This is a genomic window from Altererythrobacter sp. BO-6, assembly GCF_011047315.1.
Taxonomy (GTDB): domain Bacteria; phylum Pseudomonadota; class Alphaproteobacteria; order Sphingomonadales; family Sphingomonadaceae; genus Erythrobacter.
On sequence record NZ_CP049259.1, the window covers coordinates 1,787,441 to 1,805,183 of the forward strand.

General features: G+C 64.2%; 17 protein-coding genes. 6 read left to right on the forward strand and 11 right to left on the reverse strand.

Going from position 1 to position 17,743, the window contains the following annotated elements; all coding sequences use genetic code 11:
* Positions 1–60: 60 nt before the first annotated feature.
* From G6N82_RS08750 to G6N82_RS08765, 4 genes are all read right to left on the reverse strand, one after another.
* A complete protein-coding gene (locus G6N82_RS08750; protein ID WP_165195658.1) occupies positions 61–594 on the reverse strand; it encodes a CarD family transcriptional regulator in 534 nt (177 codons plus the stop codon).
* 287 nt (positions 595–881) lie between these two features.
* A complete protein-coding gene (gene fdxA / locus G6N82_RS08755) occupies positions 882–1,220 on the reverse strand; it encodes a ferredoxin FdxA (RefSeq protein WP_165195660.1) in 339 nt (112 codons plus the stop codon).
* On the reverse strand, positions 1,217–1,540 hold the full coding sequence (locus tag G6N82_RS08760; RefSeq protein WP_241255049.1) for a S4 domain-containing protein: 324 nt from the start codon (positions 1,538–1,540) through the stop codon (positions 1,217–1,219). Before G6N82_RS08760 ends, fdxA begins: the two co-directional genes overlap by 4 nt.
* The gene (locus G6N82_RS08765) at positions 1,537–4,152 is read right to left on the reverse strand and encodes a helicase-related protein (RefSeq protein WP_241255050.1); all 2,616 of its coding nucleotides are present in this window, start codon (positions 4,150–4,152) and stop codon (positions 1,537–1,539) included. Before G6N82_RS08765 ends, G6N82_RS08760 begins: the two co-directional genes overlap by 4 nt.
* Before the next feature lie 196 nt (positions 4,153–4,348).
* On the opposite strand from G6N82_RS08765, the gene G6N82_RS08770 reads away from it, so the two are divergent.
* Genes G6N82_RS08770 through G6N82_RS08795 form a run of 6 tightly spaced genes read left to right on the forward strand, consistent with a single transcriptional unit; the run spans position 4,349 to position 8,997 of the window.
* Positions 4,349–5,992, forward strand: a complete 1,644-nt coding sequence (locus tag G6N82_RS08770; RefSeq protein WP_241255051.1) for a M23 family metallopeptidase — start codon at positions 4,349–4,351, stop codon at positions 5,990–5,992.
* Positions 5,993–6,032: 40 nt separating this feature from the next.
* Entirely contained in the window at positions 6,033–7,028 is a 996-nt protein-coding gene (gene hemB / locus G6N82_RS08775) for a porphobilinogen synthase (RefSeq protein ID WP_165195662.1), read from the forward strand.
* A gap of 5 nt (positions 7,029–7,033) precedes the next feature.
* Positions 7,034–7,594: a GNAT family N-acetyltransferase gene (locus tag G6N82_RS08780; RefSeq protein WP_165195664.1), complete on the forward strand. Its 561-nt coding sequence runs from the start codon at positions 7,034–7,036 to the stop codon at positions 7,592–7,594.
* Positions 7,587–8,147: a GNAT family N-acetyltransferase gene (locus G6N82_RS08785; protein WP_165195666.1), complete on the forward strand. Its 561-nt coding sequence runs from the start codon at positions 7,587–7,589 to the stop codon at positions 8,145–8,147. The genes G6N82_RS08780 and G6N82_RS08785 overlap by 8 nt, the downstream gene beginning before the upstream one ends.
* Positions 8,144–8,716 carry a gamma carbonic anhydrase family protein gene (locus tag G6N82_RS08790; protein ID WP_165195668.1) on the forward strand — a complete coding sequence of 191 codons (573 nt, stop codon included), beginning with the start codon at positions 8,144–8,146 and terminating at the stop codon, positions 8,714–8,716. The genes G6N82_RS08785 and G6N82_RS08790 overlap by 4 nt, the downstream gene beginning before the upstream one ends.
* Positions 8,716–8,997, forward strand: coding sequence for a DUF167 domain-containing protein (locus tag G6N82_RS08795; protein ID WP_165195670.1), 282 nt, complete (start codon positions 8,716–8,718; stop codon positions 8,995–8,997). The genes G6N82_RS08790 and G6N82_RS08795 overlap by 1 nt, the downstream gene beginning before the upstream one ends.
* On the opposite strand, the gene G6N82_RS08800 is transcribed toward G6N82_RS08795, so the two are convergent.
* The 7 genes from G6N82_RS08800 to G6N82_RS08830 form a co-directional block, all read right to left on the reverse strand.
* Positions 8,994–9,638 (reverse strand): YoaK family protein, encoded by a 645-nt coding sequence (locus G6N82_RS08800; protein WP_241255052.1) that lies wholly within the window; start codon positions 9,636–9,638, stop codon positions 8,994–8,996. The two genes, G6N82_RS08795 and G6N82_RS08800, sit on opposite strands and share 4 nt — an antisense overlap.
* A gap of 3 nt (positions 9,639–9,641) precedes the next feature.
* Complete coding sequence (locus G6N82_RS08805) at positions 9,642–10,154, reverse strand: DUF1993 domain-containing protein (protein WP_165195672.1); 513 nt, start codon at positions 10,152–10,154, stop codon at positions 9,642–9,644.
* Positions 10,155–10,209: 55 nt separating this feature from the next.
* Positions 10,210–11,817 carry a cisplatin damage response ATP-dependent DNA ligase gene (locus G6N82_RS08810; protein WP_165195674.1) on the reverse strand — a complete coding sequence of 536 codons (1,608 nt, stop codon included), beginning with the start codon at positions 11,815–11,817 and terminating at the stop codon, positions 10,210–10,212.
* A complete protein-coding gene (locus G6N82_RS08815) occupies positions 11,810–12,814 on the reverse strand; it encodes a ligase-associated DNA damage response exonuclease (protein ID WP_165195676.1) in 1,005 nt (334 codons plus the stop codon). The genes G6N82_RS08810 and G6N82_RS08815 overlap by 8 nt, the downstream gene beginning before the upstream one ends.
* Positions 12,815–12,851: 37 nt before the next feature.
* On the reverse strand, positions 12,852–14,921 hold the full coding sequence (locus tag G6N82_RS08820; RefSeq protein ID WP_165195678.1) for a S9 family peptidase: 2,070 nt from the start codon (positions 14,919–14,921) through the stop codon (positions 12,852–12,854).
* 58 nt (positions 14,922–14,979) lie between these two features.
* Positions 14,980–17,382 (reverse strand): ATP-dependent Clp protease ATP-binding subunit ClpA, encoded by a 2,403-nt coding sequence (gene clpA / locus G6N82_RS08825; protein ID WP_165195680.1) that lies wholly within the window; start codon positions 17,380–17,382, stop codon positions 14,980–14,982.
* A 137-nt stretch (positions 17,383–17,519) separates the two neighbouring features.
* Positions 17,520–17,723, reverse strand: a complete 204-nt coding sequence (locus tag G6N82_RS08830) for a DUF1192 domain-containing protein (protein WP_165195682.1) — start codon at positions 17,721–17,723, stop codon at positions 17,520–17,522.
* Positions 17,724–17,743 lie beyond the last annotated feature (20 nt).

Sequence of the window (17,743 nt, forward strand, 5' to 3'; positions counted from 1 at the left end):
AAACGAAAAGGGCCACCCTTGCGGGCAGCCCTTCGTCGTTTCCGGTGTGCACCTGGTCGATCAGGCGTCTTCCGTGTTCTCGTAATATTGCGGTGCATGGGTGCGCAGCACTTCGAGGATCTTCTCGAGTGCGGTCGCCTCATCGGTTTCTTCCATCGCAGCCAGTTCGCGCGCCAGGCGGCTGGACGCAGCTTCGAAGATCTGCCGCTCGGAATAGCTCTGCTCGGGCTGGTCCTCGGGGCGGAACAGGTCGCGCGTCACTTCGGCGATCAGCACGATTTCACCCGAGTTGATCTTGGCTTCATATTCCTGGGCGCGGCGCGACCACATGGTGCGCTTCACCTTGGGCTTGCCCTTGAGCGTGTCCATCGCTTCCTTCAGCGTCTTGTCGCTGGAAAGCTTGCGCATGCCGATCGCCTCAACCTTGTTGGTGGGCACGCGCAGGGTCATCCGCTCCTTCTCGAAGCGCAGCACATAAAGCTCGAGCTGCATGCCCGCGATCTCTTCGTTCTGCAGTTCGATCACGCGACCTACGCCATGCTTGGGGTAAACCACATAGTCGCCAACGGTGAAGGCAGGAGCCTTGCTTGCCATGCAAAATCCTTTCGTCGGTGGGCCATAGGCAAACGGTCGAAGAGAGCTTATCGGGCCTGCCGCTGCAGGCTCCGCTGGCTCAATATCGATAGATGCTGTTGGCCCAACCTTTCTAAATTGACCCGGGCGCCGGGACCAATCCGGCGCGATTGTTTAATTATATAGCACAACCGTAACAAAATTGCGAGTCACAAGCTGAATCAAGCGCTCCGTGCGTCTGACGGGCACGAATCGGCATAAACTGCACCTGCGCCAGCGGTTCCCGGCGCAGACCTCCAGCGATGCTATCAGTCGCCTTCGCCGGGTTCGGGCGTGAAGTACTTCTCGAACTTGCCCTCTTCGCCCTTGTGCTCGTCGGCGTCTTCAGGCGGTTCCTTCTGGCTGGTGATATTGGGCCATTCAGCCGAATATTTCGCGTTGAGTTCCAGCCACTTCTCAAGTCCGTCTTCAGTATCGGGCAGGATCGCCTCGGCCGGGCATTCGGGTTCGCACACGCCGCAATCGATGCATTCCGACGGGTTGATGACCAGCATCGTCTCGCCTTCGTAGAAACAGTCGACCGGGCAAACTTCGACGCAATCGGTATATTTGCACCGGATGCAGGCGTCGGTGACGACATAAGTCATGTGGCGGAATTCCCTTGCAGATCGTGTTGCGGATTCGCTGCTAATGGCTTTTCGCCATTGCGGTCAAGCTCGCGATATTGCGAGCGCGCCAAACCGGGCGGTCCGCGCCGATCAGGCAGCTCCAGCACCTCGATGATTCGCACCGCTTCGCCCAGCGGCAAAGTCAGCACGTCGCCGACGTGAACCTCGGTGCTCACGCGCAAGGTTCGCGCCCCGTTAATCCGGATATGGCCTTCTTCGATAAGCGCGCGGGCACGGCTGCGGGTGCGGGCAAAGCGGAGGTTGACCAGGATCCGGTCCAGCCTCAGCGCGTCTTTCATCCGCCCAGCAGCTCTTTCAGCGCATCGAATGCGCCACCGCTACCTTTCGGAGCCTCGCGCTGTGCCGGCCTGGCGTTCTGTGGCTTGCCCTTGTGAGGCCCCTTCCGCTTGCCAGCGTGTTTGCCATGCCGGGACTTGTTCGGCTTGTGATCTTGGCCTGCTTCGCCCACGCGGCGCGGGCGCCAGCCCCAGTAGTCGGGGGCGGGTGGGCCAAATGCTCCTTCGGGCAGCGCGCGCGTGCCGAACCGCTTGAACCCGGCACTGCCCAGCAGGCGCGGGATATTGTCCGCTTCAAGCCCGATCGAGATAGCCAGCGCCGGGTCGATCAGGAAACGCATCGGCGGCTTGCCCTTGCCGCCCGGTTGCGCCGCGCCGAGGCGGGCATCGAAGGCGGCGCGCAGGACCTTTTCCGCAAGGTCCACGCGGATCACCTGGCTGCCCGCGCGGCGGTATCCGGCGGGCAGATGCCGCGTATCGGGAATGACCGGCAGCATCGCTGCGTTGAGCGGCCTCCTGTCAATCTCGAGCGCGTGCAGTAACCGGCGCGGAGCGGGCTTGAGCAAGGCATGGGCGAAAATGTCGAGTGCACCGAACACCACGCCCAGTTTGCGCAGATAGGGCCGCATCTCCTTGGGCAGGTGCTGCAGCCCCGCATCCTCCCGGCTGACCACGCCATGCGCATCGATCAGCGTGTGCAGCACCGCGCGGGCTTCCGAACCGGCTGCGGGATCGCGCGCCGCCGCCGCCAGCTTGCGCAGCGGTTCGAGCGGTTCGAGCTGCGCCTCGAGCCAGCCCTGCAGTGCCGCTTCGAAGCGCTTGCGCGCCGCTTCGGGCAGAGCGCCCAGCTCGCGCGCCAGCACCAGCCGGGCGCTTGCGAAATCGTCGGGCAATTCAATCGTGGCGATGCGGTGGCCGTTCCATGCGATCGCGCCTTCCGCGATCTCAAGCTCGCCCAGCCCCTGGCTCGCGACCCATTCGGCCCGCTGCGCCAGGATCGTCGGCAGCGCCTTCTCGCCCGCCGCGAGGAGCATTTTTCGATCCGCCACGGTCGCATCGGGATCGACCGCAAAGCGAAAGCCCTCGAGCCGCCCGATTGGCTCGCCATCGACGGTCAGCGCACCATCGGGCGCCAGTTCCACCGGCAATGCCTGCCCGTCCTGCCCCAGCGATTTCATCAAGAGCGAAGTCCTCCGGTTCACGAATCTCTCGGTCAGCCGCGCGTGAAGCGCATCCGACAGCCGCGCCTCGACCGCGCGGGCACGGGCAAACATCTCGTCGCGTGCCAGCACCCAGTCGGGCCGCTGACAGATATAGGCCCAGGAACGGATCGCGGCTATCCTTCCTTGTAGGGTGTCGATATCGCCTTGCGACCGGTCCAATTCGGCAATGCGCGCCGCGACATAATCGGCGCCGAGATAGCCCTGCTGCAAGTCCTGCCAAAGCCGGGCAACGAAGCGTGAATGCACCTCGGCCCCGACCGAGCGGAAATCGGGCAACGAGCAGGCCTCCCAGAAGCGACGGACAAGGCCGGGGCTGGTTACGCTGGCAGCAACCGGCTCATCCGCCAGCCGCTTCAGCACCGCCACGTCGACCGCTTCCGGGGCCTGGCGCAATTCGGGCTCGTCAGGCGGAGCCTCGAGATCGGCGATCAGCGTGGCGAGATTGTCGAACCGCGGCTCGGCCTCGCGCCAGAACAGGTGGGTCAGCGGCGCGAAGCGATGTTCCTCGATCGCGTAAATCTCTTCGTCGGTGAATTCGGGCGGCGACGCCTGGCTGCCGCGAATGCCGGATACCGTGCCGAAACTGCCGTCACGCTGGTGGCGCCCGGCCCGACCGGCGATTTGCGCCATTTCGGCAGGGGTGAGGCGCCGCTGGCGCCGCCCGTCGAACTTGCTGAGCGAGGCGAAGGCGACGTGGTGCAGGTCGAGGTTCAGCCCCATGCCGATCGCATCGGTGGCGACGATGTAATCGACCTCGCCATTCTGGAACAGTTCGACCTGCCTGTTGCGCGTTTCGGGCGAAAGCGCGCCCATCACCACCGCTGCCCCGCCGCGAAACCGGCGCAAGGCCTCGGCAATCGCATAGACCTGCTCGGCACTGAAGCCGACGACGGCGCTGCGCGGCGGCAGGCGCGAAAGCTTGCAACTGCCCGCGTGCCTCAGCGTCGAGAAGCGCGGCCGCTCGACCCGTTCGGCGCGCGGCACCAGCGCCTTGACCAGCGGTTCGAGCGTCGCTGAACCCAGGATCATGGTCTCCTCGCGCCCACGCGCATTCAGCAGCCGGTCGGTGAAGATATGCCCGCGCTCAGGATCGGCTGCTAGCTGCGCTTCGTCCAGCGCGACAAAGGCATGTCCGCCTCCGGTCCGCTCCATCGCTTCCACGGTGCAGCAGAAATAGCGCGCGTCAGGCGGCTCGATCCGCTCTTCGCCGGTGATCAGCGCCACGGCCTTGTCACCCTTGATCGCGCGGACCCGGTCATAGACTTCGCGCGCCAGCAAACGCAGCGGAAAGCCGATCATCCCGCTCGAATGGCCGCACATCCGCTCGATCGCGAGATGGGTCTTGCCGGTATTGGTCGGGCCCAGGACCGCCTTGATCGTGCCGTCGCTCACACCCTGCTTGTGGCAGCGCGTTTCGGCCCCGGCAACCGCATCGGGCGGTGCAAAACCGCCTTCTCAACACTTCACCGCTTGGGCGACTCGCTTGACCGCGCGTTAAGCTGACATTTACTTTGTTTCGCGAGAGAATTCCGCCATTGAGCGGCTTGCGCCTGCGGGGGGATCGACGGGCGCGACGGAGACGAGGGTTTTGGAGCAATTGCGCGACCTGCCGGGCGACATCGAGCCTGCGATCGAGGAGCCGTTCCTCGATTTCGGGGACGCTCCGGCGCCTGCTGCCGCCGCGGCTGGAAAATCGCACAGACTGGTGCTCAAACGGATCGGAAACTGGCGCGCGCGGCTCGATGAAACCCGCGCTTGCTATGATCACTGGCGTGACCGCGCTTCGGCGCGGCTCGGGCAGATCGACCTGGCCCCTGACCTGGCGATGGACATCGGCAGTGCGCGCTGGTTCCGCGGGCTCGGCACCATGCTGGGGCTGGGCGCGGTCGCGCTGGCGCTGTGGCCCGACTTCGCCCCGCTCGAAGCGCGCCCCGCGATGGCGATGGACCAGACCGCGCGCGACGAATTGCGCAGCCATATGATCACGCCGCTCGCGCTGGGTGGTGACAGCGGCCGCCAGATGGGCGCCGGGCCGATGGTCAGGCCGCTGGCGTCCGCCCCAGAACGCCCGCAGATCGAACTGGTGGCGACGCTGTCGCGTGGGGACACGTTTGACCGGATGTTGCAGCGCGCCGGGATCGGCGCCAGCGATGCCGAACGGGTGCGCGAACTGGTGGCGAGCGAGATCAAGCTGGAAGAGATCGAACCGGGCACAAGGATTGACATTACGCTCGGCCGCCGCCCCGGCCCCAATGCGCCGCGCCCGCTTGATGCGCTCTCATTCCGCGCGCGGTTCGACCTTGAGCTGGAAGTACTCGCCAACAACGGCAATCTCTCGCTGCGGCGCAATGTAATCCGCGTTGACGACACGCCGTTGCGGATTCGCGGCACAGTGGGCCAGAGCCTTTACCGTTCCGCCCGTGCCGCCGGTGCGCCAGCCAGCGCGGTGCAGGAATTCATCAAGGCGCTCGACGGGCAGATCGACATGGACCGCAGCATCCGCGCGACCGACGAGTTCGACCTGATCGTCGCCTATCGCCGCGCGGCCACCGGCGAACGCCAGGCGGGCAAGGTGCTTTATGCCGGGATCGACCGCGACGGTAAGCCCAAGACGCAGCTGATGCGTTGGGGCCAGGATGGAATTTTCTACGAGGCATCGGGCGTGGGCGAGCAGCGCGGCGGGTTGATCGCCCCGGTGCCGGGCGGGATCAGCTCCGGCTTCGGCATGCGGCGCCACCCGATCTTGGGCTATCGCCGGATGCACTCGGGGGTCGATTTCCGCGCCAGTTACGGCACGCCGATCGTGGCGGTGACCGATGGGCGCGTCAGCGGCGCAGGGCGCATGGGCGGCTGCGGCAATGCCGTACGGCTCGACCATGGCAATGGCTTGCAGACCCGCTATTGCCATATGAGCCGGATCGCAGTGAATGGCGGGCAGTCCGTCCGCCGCGGCCAGGTGATCGGCTATGTCGGGTCGACCGGCCTGTCGACCGGCGCACACCTGCATTACGAGATGTATCGCGGTGGGCGGGCGATCGATCCGCGCACGGTGAGCTTCGTCACCCGCGCCCAGCTGGAAGGGCGCGAATTGATGAATTTCCGCGCCGCCCTGGCTGAACTCAAGCAGATCCAGCCGGGTGCCGCGCTGGAGGATCTCGAGAAGCGCCCGGAAGAGGTCGAAGCGCCGCAGCGCGAGATCGAGCGGCTCGACAGCAAGCGCGAAATTCGCTGATCGTTGCGCGGCCTGCAATTATGCGGCAACACTCGCCGACATGAGTGGATCCTACCCCAATTTGCGCTTGCGGCGCACCCGTGCCAGCGGCTGGAGCCGCGCGCTTCACCGCGAAACCCTGCTGACGCCGGCAGACCTGATCTGGCCGCTGTTCGTGACTGAAGGCAGCGGCGTGGAAGAGCCGATCGCCACGCTGCCAGGCGTATCGCGCTGGTCGGTTGACGGGATTGCCAGGCGCGCCAGGGAAGCGGTGGAACTGGGCATCCCCTGCGTCGCGCTGTTTCCCAACACGCCCGCCGCCAAGCGCAGCGACGACGGCGCGGAAGCGCTCAACCCCGATAATCTGATGTGCCGCGCGGTAAAGGCGATTCGCGACGCGTGCGGTCACGATGTCGGCATCCTCACCGATGTCGCGCTCGATCCCTATACCAGCCATGGGCAGGACGGGCTGGTCGACGCCGCCGGCTATGTCGTGAATGACGATACGGTGGCGGTGCTGGTCGACCAGGCGCTGAACCAGGCGGAGGCGGGCGCGGATATCATCGCCCCGTCCGATATGATGGATGGTCGGATCAAGGCGATCCGCATGGCATTGGAAATGAACGGGCACCCCAATGTCCAGATCATGAGCTACGCCGCCAAATATGCGAGCGCCTTCTACGGTCCGTTCCGCGATGCCGTGGGATCGAGCGGGCTGCTGAAGGGTGACAAGAAAACCTACCAGATGGACCCGGCCAATGGCGATGAAGCGCTGCGCGAAGTCGCGCTCGACATCGAAGAGGGCGCGGACAGCGTAATGGTGAAGCCCGGCCTCGCCTATCTCGACGTGATCTGGCGGGTGAAGCAGGAATTCCGCGTGCCGGTGTTCGCCTATCAGGTCAGCGGCGAATATGCCCTGATCGAAGCCGGGGCGGCCGCGGGTGTGGGCGATCGCGACGCGTTGCTGATGGAAAAGCTGCTCGCCTTCAAGCGGGCGGGTTGCTCGGGCGTGCTCACTTATCATGCACCTGTTGCCGCGCGCCTGCTCGGGGCCTGAGCAGCATGGCCGAATTCCGGATCGAGACTGAGCGGCTGGTGCTGCGCGATTGGCGCGAAACGGATTGGGACGAGTTCTTTCGCGTTACCAATACGCCGGCGGTGATGCGCTGGCTCGGCGGGCTGCTCGACGAAGCTGGGCGCACCAAGCAACGCGACCGGGTCGAGACCTGCCGGGCGAACAACGGATTCTGTTTCTGGTTGGTCGAGCGCAAGGAAGACGGCGCGATCCTTGGCTTTTGCGGACTGAAACGCGCTGACGCGCCCGGGTCTACGGTGACCGGCGAAATGGAAGTTGGCTGGCGCCTGCGCGAAGATGCCTGGGGCAGAGGCTATGCCAAGGAAGCGGCAATTGCCGCGATCGACGCCGGGTTCGATCGCTTCGGCGCTGAGGAGATCGTGGCGCTGACCGTGATCGACAATCAAGCGAGCTGGGGGCTGATGCAGCGGCTTGGCATGCGGCGGCGTGAAGATCTCGACTATCCCGATCCGCGCTTCGAGCCGCCGTGGCGCGACACCATCGTCTATTCGCTCTCGCGCGAGGAATGGGCGCGCCGCGATGCCTGACATCGTGATCGAAACCGAACGGCTCGTGCTGCGCACGATCGATTCCAGCGATGCCGAGCTGCAATATCGCCTGCTCAACACCCCCACGGTGATGGAGCATCTCGGCGGGGTGAAGGAATTGCACGAGATCGAGGCCAAGCATGCCAAGTCGCAGGCGTGGTTTGCCCAGCGCGGCTTCGGATTCATGATGATGATCGAGAAATCCAGCGGCGAGCTGGTCGGCCATTGCGGGATGAAGCTGGTCGACAATGCCCATGCGCCCAACCAGGGCGATCACGAGATCGGCTGGCTGGTGCGGGAGGATCGATGGCGCCACGGCTATGCCAATGAGGCGATGCGTGCGGTGATCGACTGGGCTTTTACCAGCATCGGCGCGCCGCATGTCGTTGCGCTCACTTGCGATCGCAACGTGCCCAGCTGGCGCTTCATGGAAAAGCTCGGCATGGTCCGCCGCAAGGATCTGGATTTCGACGATCCGGGCTTTACGCCGCAGGATAACCCCACAATCCAGTATTCGCTGACCCGCGAACAATGGCAGGAGCAGAACCGATGACTCACCGCCCCGGCGTCAACATCGTCCCGATCCATGGGCGTGCGCCGAAGATCCATGAGAGCGCCTTCATCGCGCCGGGCTGCACGATCATTGGCGATGTCGAGATCGGGGCGGAGAGTTCGGTTTGGTACAATTGCGTGCTGCGCGCCGATGTGTCTTCCATCCGGATTGGCGAGCGCACCAATATCCAGGACGGCACCGTGTGCCATTGCGATCCGCCGCGCCCGGGCGACCCGGATGGCTCGCCCCTGATCATCGGCAACGACGTGCTGATCGGCCATATGGCGATGGTGCACGGCTGCACCATCGAGGACCGTGGCTTTGTGGGGCTGGGCGCGATCGTCATGAACAAGGCGGTGATCGGCAGCGACGCGATGCTGGCGGCGGGGGCCATGCTCACCGAGGGCCGGGTGATGGAGCCGCGCATGCTGTGGGCCGGGCGCCCGGCCAAGCCGATGCGCGAGCTGTCCGATGCGGCGATCGCCGGAATGCGGATGGGCGTGGCGCATTATGCCGAGAATGCCAAGCATCATGCGGCGGCGGTTGAAGCGGCGCTGAGCCAGGGCTGATGGCCCGTCCCGGCCCAGCCTTGTCGCCGGCCAGCGAAATCGAAGCGCTTCTGGATCAGCAAAACCGGCTTGCCCTTCGCGTCACACCCGGCGCGCGCCAGGAGGGCATTTCAATCGATGCAGGCCGGGTGCTGGTCAAGGTGCGGGCAAAGCCCGCGGACGGCGCGGCGAATGATGCGGTGATCCAGCTCGTCGCCAGGGCGCTGGGCATTGCCCCATCACGGATCGCGTTGCTGCGCGGTGCGACATCGCGTGAAAAGCTGATAGTGGTTGAGCGTTAGCGCGAAGCGCCCTCGATCCGCAGGGCGAAACCGAACAGCACCAATGCCAGCAACCAAGCTGTTAATGCCGCAATCCGCGGGTCGTGCAGGCACAGTGCGCCTCCAACCACTGCCCCGGCGGCAAGCGCGCACCACAACAGGCCACAACCGCGCGTAGCGGGCAGTTTCTGCCCGCCGATCCGCGCGGCGAGGCCCTGGCCGAACCGCACCAGCGCCCCGGTCATATAGGTTACTCCGACCGTCACCTCGCCATCGCGGCTGAAGACATTGTTGGAAACGCCCATGGCGAACGCAGCGAGTCCAAGGAAACCCGGTGCCCAGCCCGTGGCCAGCGCCCCCGCCGCCAATCCCAGCAGCGCGGCGACCAAGGCGAGCAGCACCCGCTTGCTCAACCCGTCCCCCGCGTGCCGTCGCACCAGTGCGCCGCTGACGACGCCGCCAAGGAATGCGCCAATCAACGCGAGCGGCACAAGCGCCAGCGCCGGATCTGTGCTCAGTTCGACGCCGAGCCGGGTGGTGTTGCCCGACATGAAGGAAGTGAAATAGCCACCCGCGACCACAAATCCGGTCGCATCGACCGCCCCTGCGAGGAAGGCGAGGCCGAATGCGAGCTTCTGGCGCGCCGGATCATAGCGATGCATCGGTCAGGTTGAGGGCTGCTTCATGTATTTCATCATGTAGCCGACATAATCGATCTTGCCGAGCGCCACGCCCTCCATCCTGAGGATCGCATAGGCGGCCATCAGATGAAAATAGAACTGGGGGATCGTCCAGTCGCGGCAATATTCGTGTGCCTGCATCGCGAAGGCCATGCCGTTCGGGAGGGTGAATTCAACCGTGTCTCCGCTGGCCGGCCAAGTCGCCGGATCGGTATCCGCGACACGCGCCTGCGCGGCGGCGATCCGCTTGTGCGCCTCGGCTAAGGAGGTGATGTCGCTGTCATCGGAGGCGAGCTCAAGATGCCCGAGCCGCTTCAGCGCGGTCATCACCTGATCGAGGGTGAAGCGGATCTGGGTGTGGAGCGGGTACATGTCATCGGTAAGGCGCGATTGCAGCAAGGCCTCGCCCTTTTCGTGGCCTTCTGCCTTGGTGATGATGTGATCAAGCGTGCCCAGCATGTTGGCGAAGGTGGTAAGCGCGGCGGTGGCGTAGGACATGGAATCCCTCCTTTAAGTTGCTATCTGCAACTTATTACGCGTGAAGCCCCACACGTCAATCCTTGATCAAAGCCCTGAGCGTTTCCACGCGGTCCGCTTCGTGCACCGGCTTTTCCCAGCGGATGCGGTGGATGCGCGGGAAACGCATGGCGAGGCCGGACTTGTGGCGTTTCGATTCGTGCACGCTGTCAAAGGCGACCTCGAACACCAGTGTGCGTTCGACCTCGCGCACCGGGCCAAAACGGTTCGAAGTGGTTTGTCTTACTAACCGATCTAGCCTCTTCAATTCCTCATCGGTAAAGCCCGAATAGGCCTTGCCGACCGGCAGCAGTTCTGCCCCCGCATCGGGATCGCCATCCCAGCAGCCGAAAGTGTAATCCGAATAGAAGCTCGAACGTTTGCCCGATCCGCGCTGGGCATACATCAGCACGCAATCTACCAGCAGCGGATCCCGCTTCCACTTGTACCATAGGCCAACCTTGCGGCCGGCGACATAGGGGCTGTCACGTCGCTTCAGCACGAGCCCTTCGATGGCATCGTCACGGGCATTGGCGCGGATTTCTGCAAGATGCTCGAAATCGCGCGCCTGCACCAGTTCCGACAGGTCAAAATGCGTCTCGGGCAAACGCGGATGGAGCGCCTCGAGTCGTGCGCGGCGATGTTGCCACGCGTGTTCGCGCAAATCCTCGCCGCAGATAATCAGCGCATCGTAAAGCCTTACAAATGCCGGATAATCAGCCAGCATCTTTTTCGACATGGCCTTGCGCCCGAGCCTCTGCTGGAGTGCGTTGAAGCTCGCTGCACCCCCCGCTTCGCCGCCCTGCGTCGCGCCGCGCACCAACAGTTCGCCATCAAGCACCGCCGGAATGTCGAGCGCGCCGGTCAGTTCGGGGAAGCTGTGGCTGATGTCCTCGCCTCCGCGCGAATAGAGCCGCGTCTCACCGCCCGCATGCACCAATTGCACCCGGATCCCGTCCCATTTCCATTCGGCGGCAAAGTCATTGAGGTCAACCTCACCTTGCTCCAGCGGGTGCGCCAGCATGAAAGGGCGAAACAGCGGCCGGTTCTCCAGATCGGGCGGATCGGCGCCCTCCGCCGCCCAGGCGAACAGCTCGGTATAGGGCGGGGAAATCCCGTGCCAATACTCCTCGACCTGCTCGACTTCGACCCCGAAGGCCTGTGCGAATGCGGTCTTCGCAAGCCGTGCGGAAACCCCGATCCGCATCCCCCCGGTGGCAAGCTTGATCAGCGCGAAGCGGCTCGAAGGATCGAGCCGGTCGAGCAGCGGGGGAAGTCGTGACGCCACATCGGTGCGCGTCATCGTGCCAAGCAAATCAACCACTTCGCTTAAGGATAATGGCTGCGTGACGTCATCATTCCGTGCAGTTTGGGGTCCCGGCCAAAGCAGGCTGGCAGTTTCGGCCGTGTCGCCCACGAAATCGCGGCTGAGCATCCACAGCACGGGGTCGATCCGCTCTGCCATCAGCTTGCGGATGGTGGAACTCTTGACTGCGGGGAAGTCCAGCCCGCCGGTCAGCGCCGCCAGCGCCCAGCCGCGGTCTGGATCGGGCGTTGCGCGCAGATAGTCCGCGATCAGCGCCAGCTTGCGGTTGCGGCTGGTGGTGTAGACCAGTGCATCGAGCAGGGCGGCGAACTCAATCATCCTCGTCCTCGCGGCCCACCAATGCCAACGCCCGCGCCCGCCGCTGGTTCAGATCGCACCAGCGCAGCAACGCCTCTTCGCGGCCATGCGTGATCCAGGTCTCCTCGGCGCTGACCGTGCGGATCGTGTCGGTCAGCTCGTTCCAATCGGCATGGTCGGAGATGACCAGCGGCAGCTCGACATTGCGCTGGCGGGCGCGCTGGCGGATCCGCATCCACCCGCTCGCCATGGCGGTGATGGGATCGGGCAGGCGGCGGCTCCAGCGATCATTGAGTGCAGACGGCGGGCAGATGACGATCGCACCGCGCATCTCGTCCCTCGTGTGCCCCGCCACCGGGCGCAGCTCACCCAGGTCGATGCCATGCTCCTGATAAAGCCGGCACATAGCTTCCATCGCGCCGTGGAGATAGATTGGATCGCGATGCCCGGCGGCGCGTAGCTCCGCGATAACGCGTTGTGCCTTGCCTAGCGCATAAGCGCCCACCAGCACGCAGCGATCGGGGTTGTCCGCCATTGTTTTCAGCAGTTTGGCGATTTCCTGAGCTATCGGCGGGTGGATAAACACCGGTAGGCCGAAAGTCGCTTCGGTAATGAAGATATCGCAGGATGTAACTTCGAAGGGCGGACATGTAGGGTCAGCGCGGCGTTTGTAGTCGCCGGTGACGATTACCCGCTCGCCGGCATGCTCCAGCAGGATCTGGGCGCTGCCCAGCACATGCCCGGCCGGCAGGAATGTCGCATCAACCCCGCCCGGTAACCGAATTGTCTCGCCATGATGGAACGGCCTTGCCCCTTCGCGCGTGGCATAGCGCAATTCCATGATCGCCAGCGTTTCCGGCGTCGCGAATGTCTGCCCATGCCCGCCGCGGGCATGATCGGCATGGCCATGGGTCACCAGCGCAAGCTCGACCGCGCGGGCAGGATCGACCCAGGCATCGGCGGGGACGATATGGAGGCCCCAGGGCTCGGGCCGGATCCAGGAAAAGGGCGCACTCACGTTGGAATCAAGCGAGCGCGCCGCCAATGCGTTCCCGTCAGTCCTTCTTTGCGCCCTTTCGGTACTTATCGAACCAGGCAAGAACCGCAGCGGTTTTCTTTGCTTGCTGGCTGGGGCTCATGGAGAGGTCGGAGTGACTCGCGCCCGGCGTCACCACCAGCGCGGTGTCGATCCCCTGTACCTTCAGCGCGCCATAGAATTGCTCTGCCTCGCTGCGCGGCGTGCGGTAATCCTCTTCACCCACCAGCACCAGCGTGGGGGTCTTGATATTGCCCGCAGCGGCAAGCGGCGAGCGGCGCCAGTAATCGTCGGGCCGTTCCCACGGCTGGCCCTTCATCCAGTATTCGCCGAAGAAGGCATAGCCATCGCTCATCAGCGCCATGCTCGTCCAGTTGATCACCGGCTTGTAGGAGGCGGCGGCGGCAAAGCGATTGGTCTGGCCGACAATCCAGGCGGTCAGGATGCCGCCACCCGATCCGCCGGTGACGAACAGCTGCTCCGGATCGGCATAGCCCGCCGCAATGGCGGCATCGACCGCCGCCATCAGCTCGTCATGGTTGGAAATCGGGTAATTGCCCTCGATCCGGTCAGCGAAGGCCTGCCCATAGCCGGTCGAGCCGCCGGGATTGGTGAACAGCGTGGCATAGCCTGCACCGGCGAAGAGCTGGTATTCCGATGAGAAGTGCGGCCCATAGGCGGCATAGGGGCCACCATGGATCTCAAGGATCAGCGGCAATTTGTCGCCGGGCTTATAGTCGGGCGGCAGCGTGATCCAGCTCGGGATTTTCGTTCCGTCGGCGGCGGTAACATCGAGCGCGACCGTCTTGCCCAGCCGCTTGCCAGACAGTTTCAGGTCGTTGAGCGCGGTCAGCCGCGTGACCTTCCCGCCGCGCAGCACCGATACGTCCGAGGGGCGAATGTCGCTACCGCTGGTAAAGGCGAGCGTGCCATTGTTCGATACGCTCCATTGCCCGCCGGCATAAGGGCGCGAGTAATAGGTATCGACGAGCGAGGCGGCGAGCGGCGTCACCGTGCCTGTGGGCGAGATCCGCGCCACACGATAGGACCCCCCATCTTCATATCCGACGAAAAGGCCCGCGGCGGTCCATTCCATACTGGCGATATCGCGATCGAACCCCGCGGCGATGCGCCGTTTGTTCGAGCCATCGACATTCATCAGGTAAAGCCCGTTCTGCTCATAGGCGAGCTTGCGGTCGTCATAACCGATATAGGCAATGGTCTTGCCATCGGGCGAAGCCTCGGGGTGGAAGTCCGGCCCGTCACGGTCGGTCAGCGCGGTGATTTTCCCCGAAGCGATGTCGATCGCATAGATTTCGCTGTCCACCCCGGCCAGTTCCCAGTCCGCGTCGCGATTGCCGCTGATCAGGATGGTTGAGCCATCGGGGGTCCATTCCAGCGCGCCGTCATGGTTCCGGTCACCGGAGGTCAACTGGCGCGGCGCGCCGCCGGTCGCCGATACCAGGAAGATCTGCGTGAAGCCCGATTTGAGATAGCCCGCGCCATCGAAGCGATAGGTAACCCGGTCGATAATCGTCGGGCCGTCCTTCCACTTGGCGCCTTCGGGCATCTCGGGGCCGGAGCCGAGTGTCAGCGTTTCGCCCGGCACCCGCGCGGTGTAGGCGATCCGCGTGCCGTCGGGCGACCAGCTGATTCCGCCGGGCCCTTCGGGAAGAGCGGTAATATTGGCGCTCGCCCCGCTCGCCATCCAGCGCACATGCAGTTCGGGCCCGCCGCCGCTCTCGGTCGAGACATAGGCCAGGCGGCCACCATCGGGCGACCAGCGCGGCGCAAAATGCGCGCCTTCGCCGGTCACCAGCGGGGTTTCGGCGCCGCTCGCGACATCGACCAGCCAAATCGAGCTGACCGAACTGTCGGTCATGATGTCATTGGTCTGGCGGACGTAGGCGATTTTCGATCCGTCAGGGCTGATCTGCGGATCGGACGCTACGCTTAGCCCGAACAGGTCCGCCCCGGTGAACTTGCCAGGGTCTTCCGCCTTGTCCTCCGCCGCGAGCGGAGCGGCGAGGATTGCGCTCATGGGCGCGGCGAGCAGCAATGCGGCTGCGGAAAGTCGGTACGAACGCATGAAAGGCCCCTTGGCTAAGTGCTAAGGGGCGCGATCATGCATATCTGGCGAGGGAAAGCTAGCTGTTGTCCTCGTTGCCGCCGCCAGCGTCACTTCCTGCTCCGGCCTGCGGCTTCTTCGAAGCGGGTTTCTTTGCGGCTGGCTTTTTCTTGGCGGCGGCCTTTCTGGCGGGTTTCACCTTGGGCGCCGCCGGGGTCAGCTCGAAGCTCGGCTTGCCGTCCTTGATGCTGACATGCACCTCGCCGCCATCCGACAGCTTGCCGAACAGCAGCTCTTCGGCGAGCGGCTGCTTGATCTTTTCCTGCAGCAGGCGGCCCATCGGGCGCGCACCATAGAGCTTGTCGTAACCCTTGTCGGCCAGCCAGTCGCGCGCATCCTTGTCGAACTGGATGTGGACGTTCTGTTCGGCCAGCTGCAGCTCGAGCTGGAGGATGAACTTGTCGACCACGCGCGACACCGTGCTCTTGCCGAGATAGCTGAACGGCACGATCGCATCCAGGCGGTTGCGGAATTCCGGGGTGAACATCTTCTTCACCGCTTCTTCGCCCGCGTCTTCCTTCGACACGTCGCCGAACCCGATTCCCTGCGTTGCCATCATCGCGGCCCCGGCATTGGTGGTCATGATCAGCACGACATTGCGGAAATCGACCGTCTTGCCGTGATGGTCGGTCAGGCGGCCGTTATCCATCACCTGCAGCAGGATGTTGAACAGGTCAGGGTGGGCCTTCTCGATCTCGTCGAGCAGCAGCACGCAATGCGGGTTCTGGTCGATCGCATCGGTCAGGAGGCCGCCCTGGTCATAGCCGACATAGCCTGGAGGTGCGCCGATCAGCCGCGAAACGCTGTGCCGCTCCATATATTCGGACATGTCGAACCGCTTGAGCTCGATCCCCATGATCGAGGCGAGCTGGCGCGCGACTTCGGTCTTGCCGACGCCGGTCGGGCCGCTGAACAGGAACGAACCGATCGGCTTGTCCGGATCGCGCAGGCCCGCGCGCGACAGCTTCATCGCAGTGGCAAGGCGAGTGATCGCCTCATCTTGCCCGAACACGACATGCTTCAGGTCGCGCTCGAGATTCTCCAGTGCCTTCTTGTCGTCGGAACTGACCGATTTGGGCGGGATCCGCGCCATCGTAGCAATCACCGCTTCGATTTCCTTGGCGGTGATCTTCTTCTTGCGGCGGCTGGGCGGCACCAGCATCTGCATCGCGCCGACTTCGTCGATCACGTCGATCGCCTTGTCCGGCAGCTTGCGGTCATTGATGTAACGCGCGGACAGCTCGACCGCAGTCTTGATCGCATCGGGCGTATATTTGACCTTGTGATGATCCTCGAACGCGCTGCGCAGTCCTTTGAGGATCTTGATCGTGTCCTCGATCGTCGGCTCGTTCACATCGATCTTCTGGAACCGGCGCAGCAGCGCGCGATCCTTTTCGAAATGGTTGCGGAATTCCTTGTAGGTGGTCGAACCGATGCAGCGGATCGCACCATTAGACAGCGCGGGCTTGAGAAGGTTCGACGCATCCATCGCGCCGCCGCTGGTCGCGCCCGCGCCGATCACCGTGTGGATCTCGTCGATGAACAGGATCGCCTCGGGCATGGCCTCCAGTTCGTTGACGACCTGCTTCAGCCGCTCCTCGAAGTCGCCGCGATAGCGCGTACCGGCTAGCAGAGCGCCCATGTCGAGCGAATAGATCACCGCATCCTGCAGCACTTCGGGCACATCGCCTTCCACGATCTTGCGCGCCAGCCCTTCCGCAATCGCGGTCTTGCCGACGCCGGGATCGCCGACATAGAGCGGGTTGTTCTTGCTGCGGCGGCACAGGATCTGGATCGTCCGGTCAACCTCCGGCCCGCGGCCGATCAGCGGATCGACCTTCCCGGCCTTGGCCTTGGCGTTGAGATTGACGGTAAACTGGTCGAGCGCGGTTTCCTTCTTGTTGCCGCTTTCCTTTGCCTGTTCGCCGCTTTCCGCCTGGGCCTCGTCGCTGCCTTGCGGCGTTTTCGATTCGAGCTGGCGCCCACCCTTGCCGATGCCGTGGCTGATATAGCTGACCGCATCGAGCCGGCTCATGTCCTGCTGCTGCAGGAAATAGACGGCGTAGGAATCGCGCTCCGAAAACAGCGCCACCAGCACATTCGCGCCGGTCACCGTGTCCTTCCCTGAAGACTGGACGTGCAGGATTGCGCGCTGGATCACCCGCTGGAAACCGGCGGTCGGCTGCGGATCGGCGCCGTCCTCGGTCTTAAGCGACTGATATTCCTGGTCGAGATATTGCTTCACCACTTCGCCCAGTTCGGCGAGGTCCACGCCGCAGGCCGCCATCACCTGCGCTGCGTCCTCGTCATCGATCAGCGCCAGCAGCAAATGCTCGAGCGTGGCATATTCGTGCCGCCTCTCGGAGGCATTGCCGAGCGCGTTGTGCAGCGTTCTTTCAAGGTTCTGGGCGAAACTGGGCATGGAGGTACTCTATCTCGGGTGGCGGAAGTTCTCCCTTGCGGGAGAAAGTGAAGGCGAATGGTTAAGTGGCCGCTCGCGGTTACCCGCGATATGGGTGTCTTGCGCGCAATTGCGAATCTTCAATGCGCGAGCGGGCCTCATGGGTCCGGCTTCCTGAACAGCGCGTCGGCCGCGTTGCGGTGCGCAGCAGCCTTGAGCCGATGCTGTTCCACCCGGGCGATTTCCGCTTCGAGCAGGGCGATACGCTCTTCCAGCTCACCTTGCGAATAGGGTGACAGGTCTTCCGCAGCGAGTTTGCTGGCTGCATCGCCCCGGGGGCGGGGAAGATTGTCGTCATCCATCTGCGTGCAGCATCGCAATT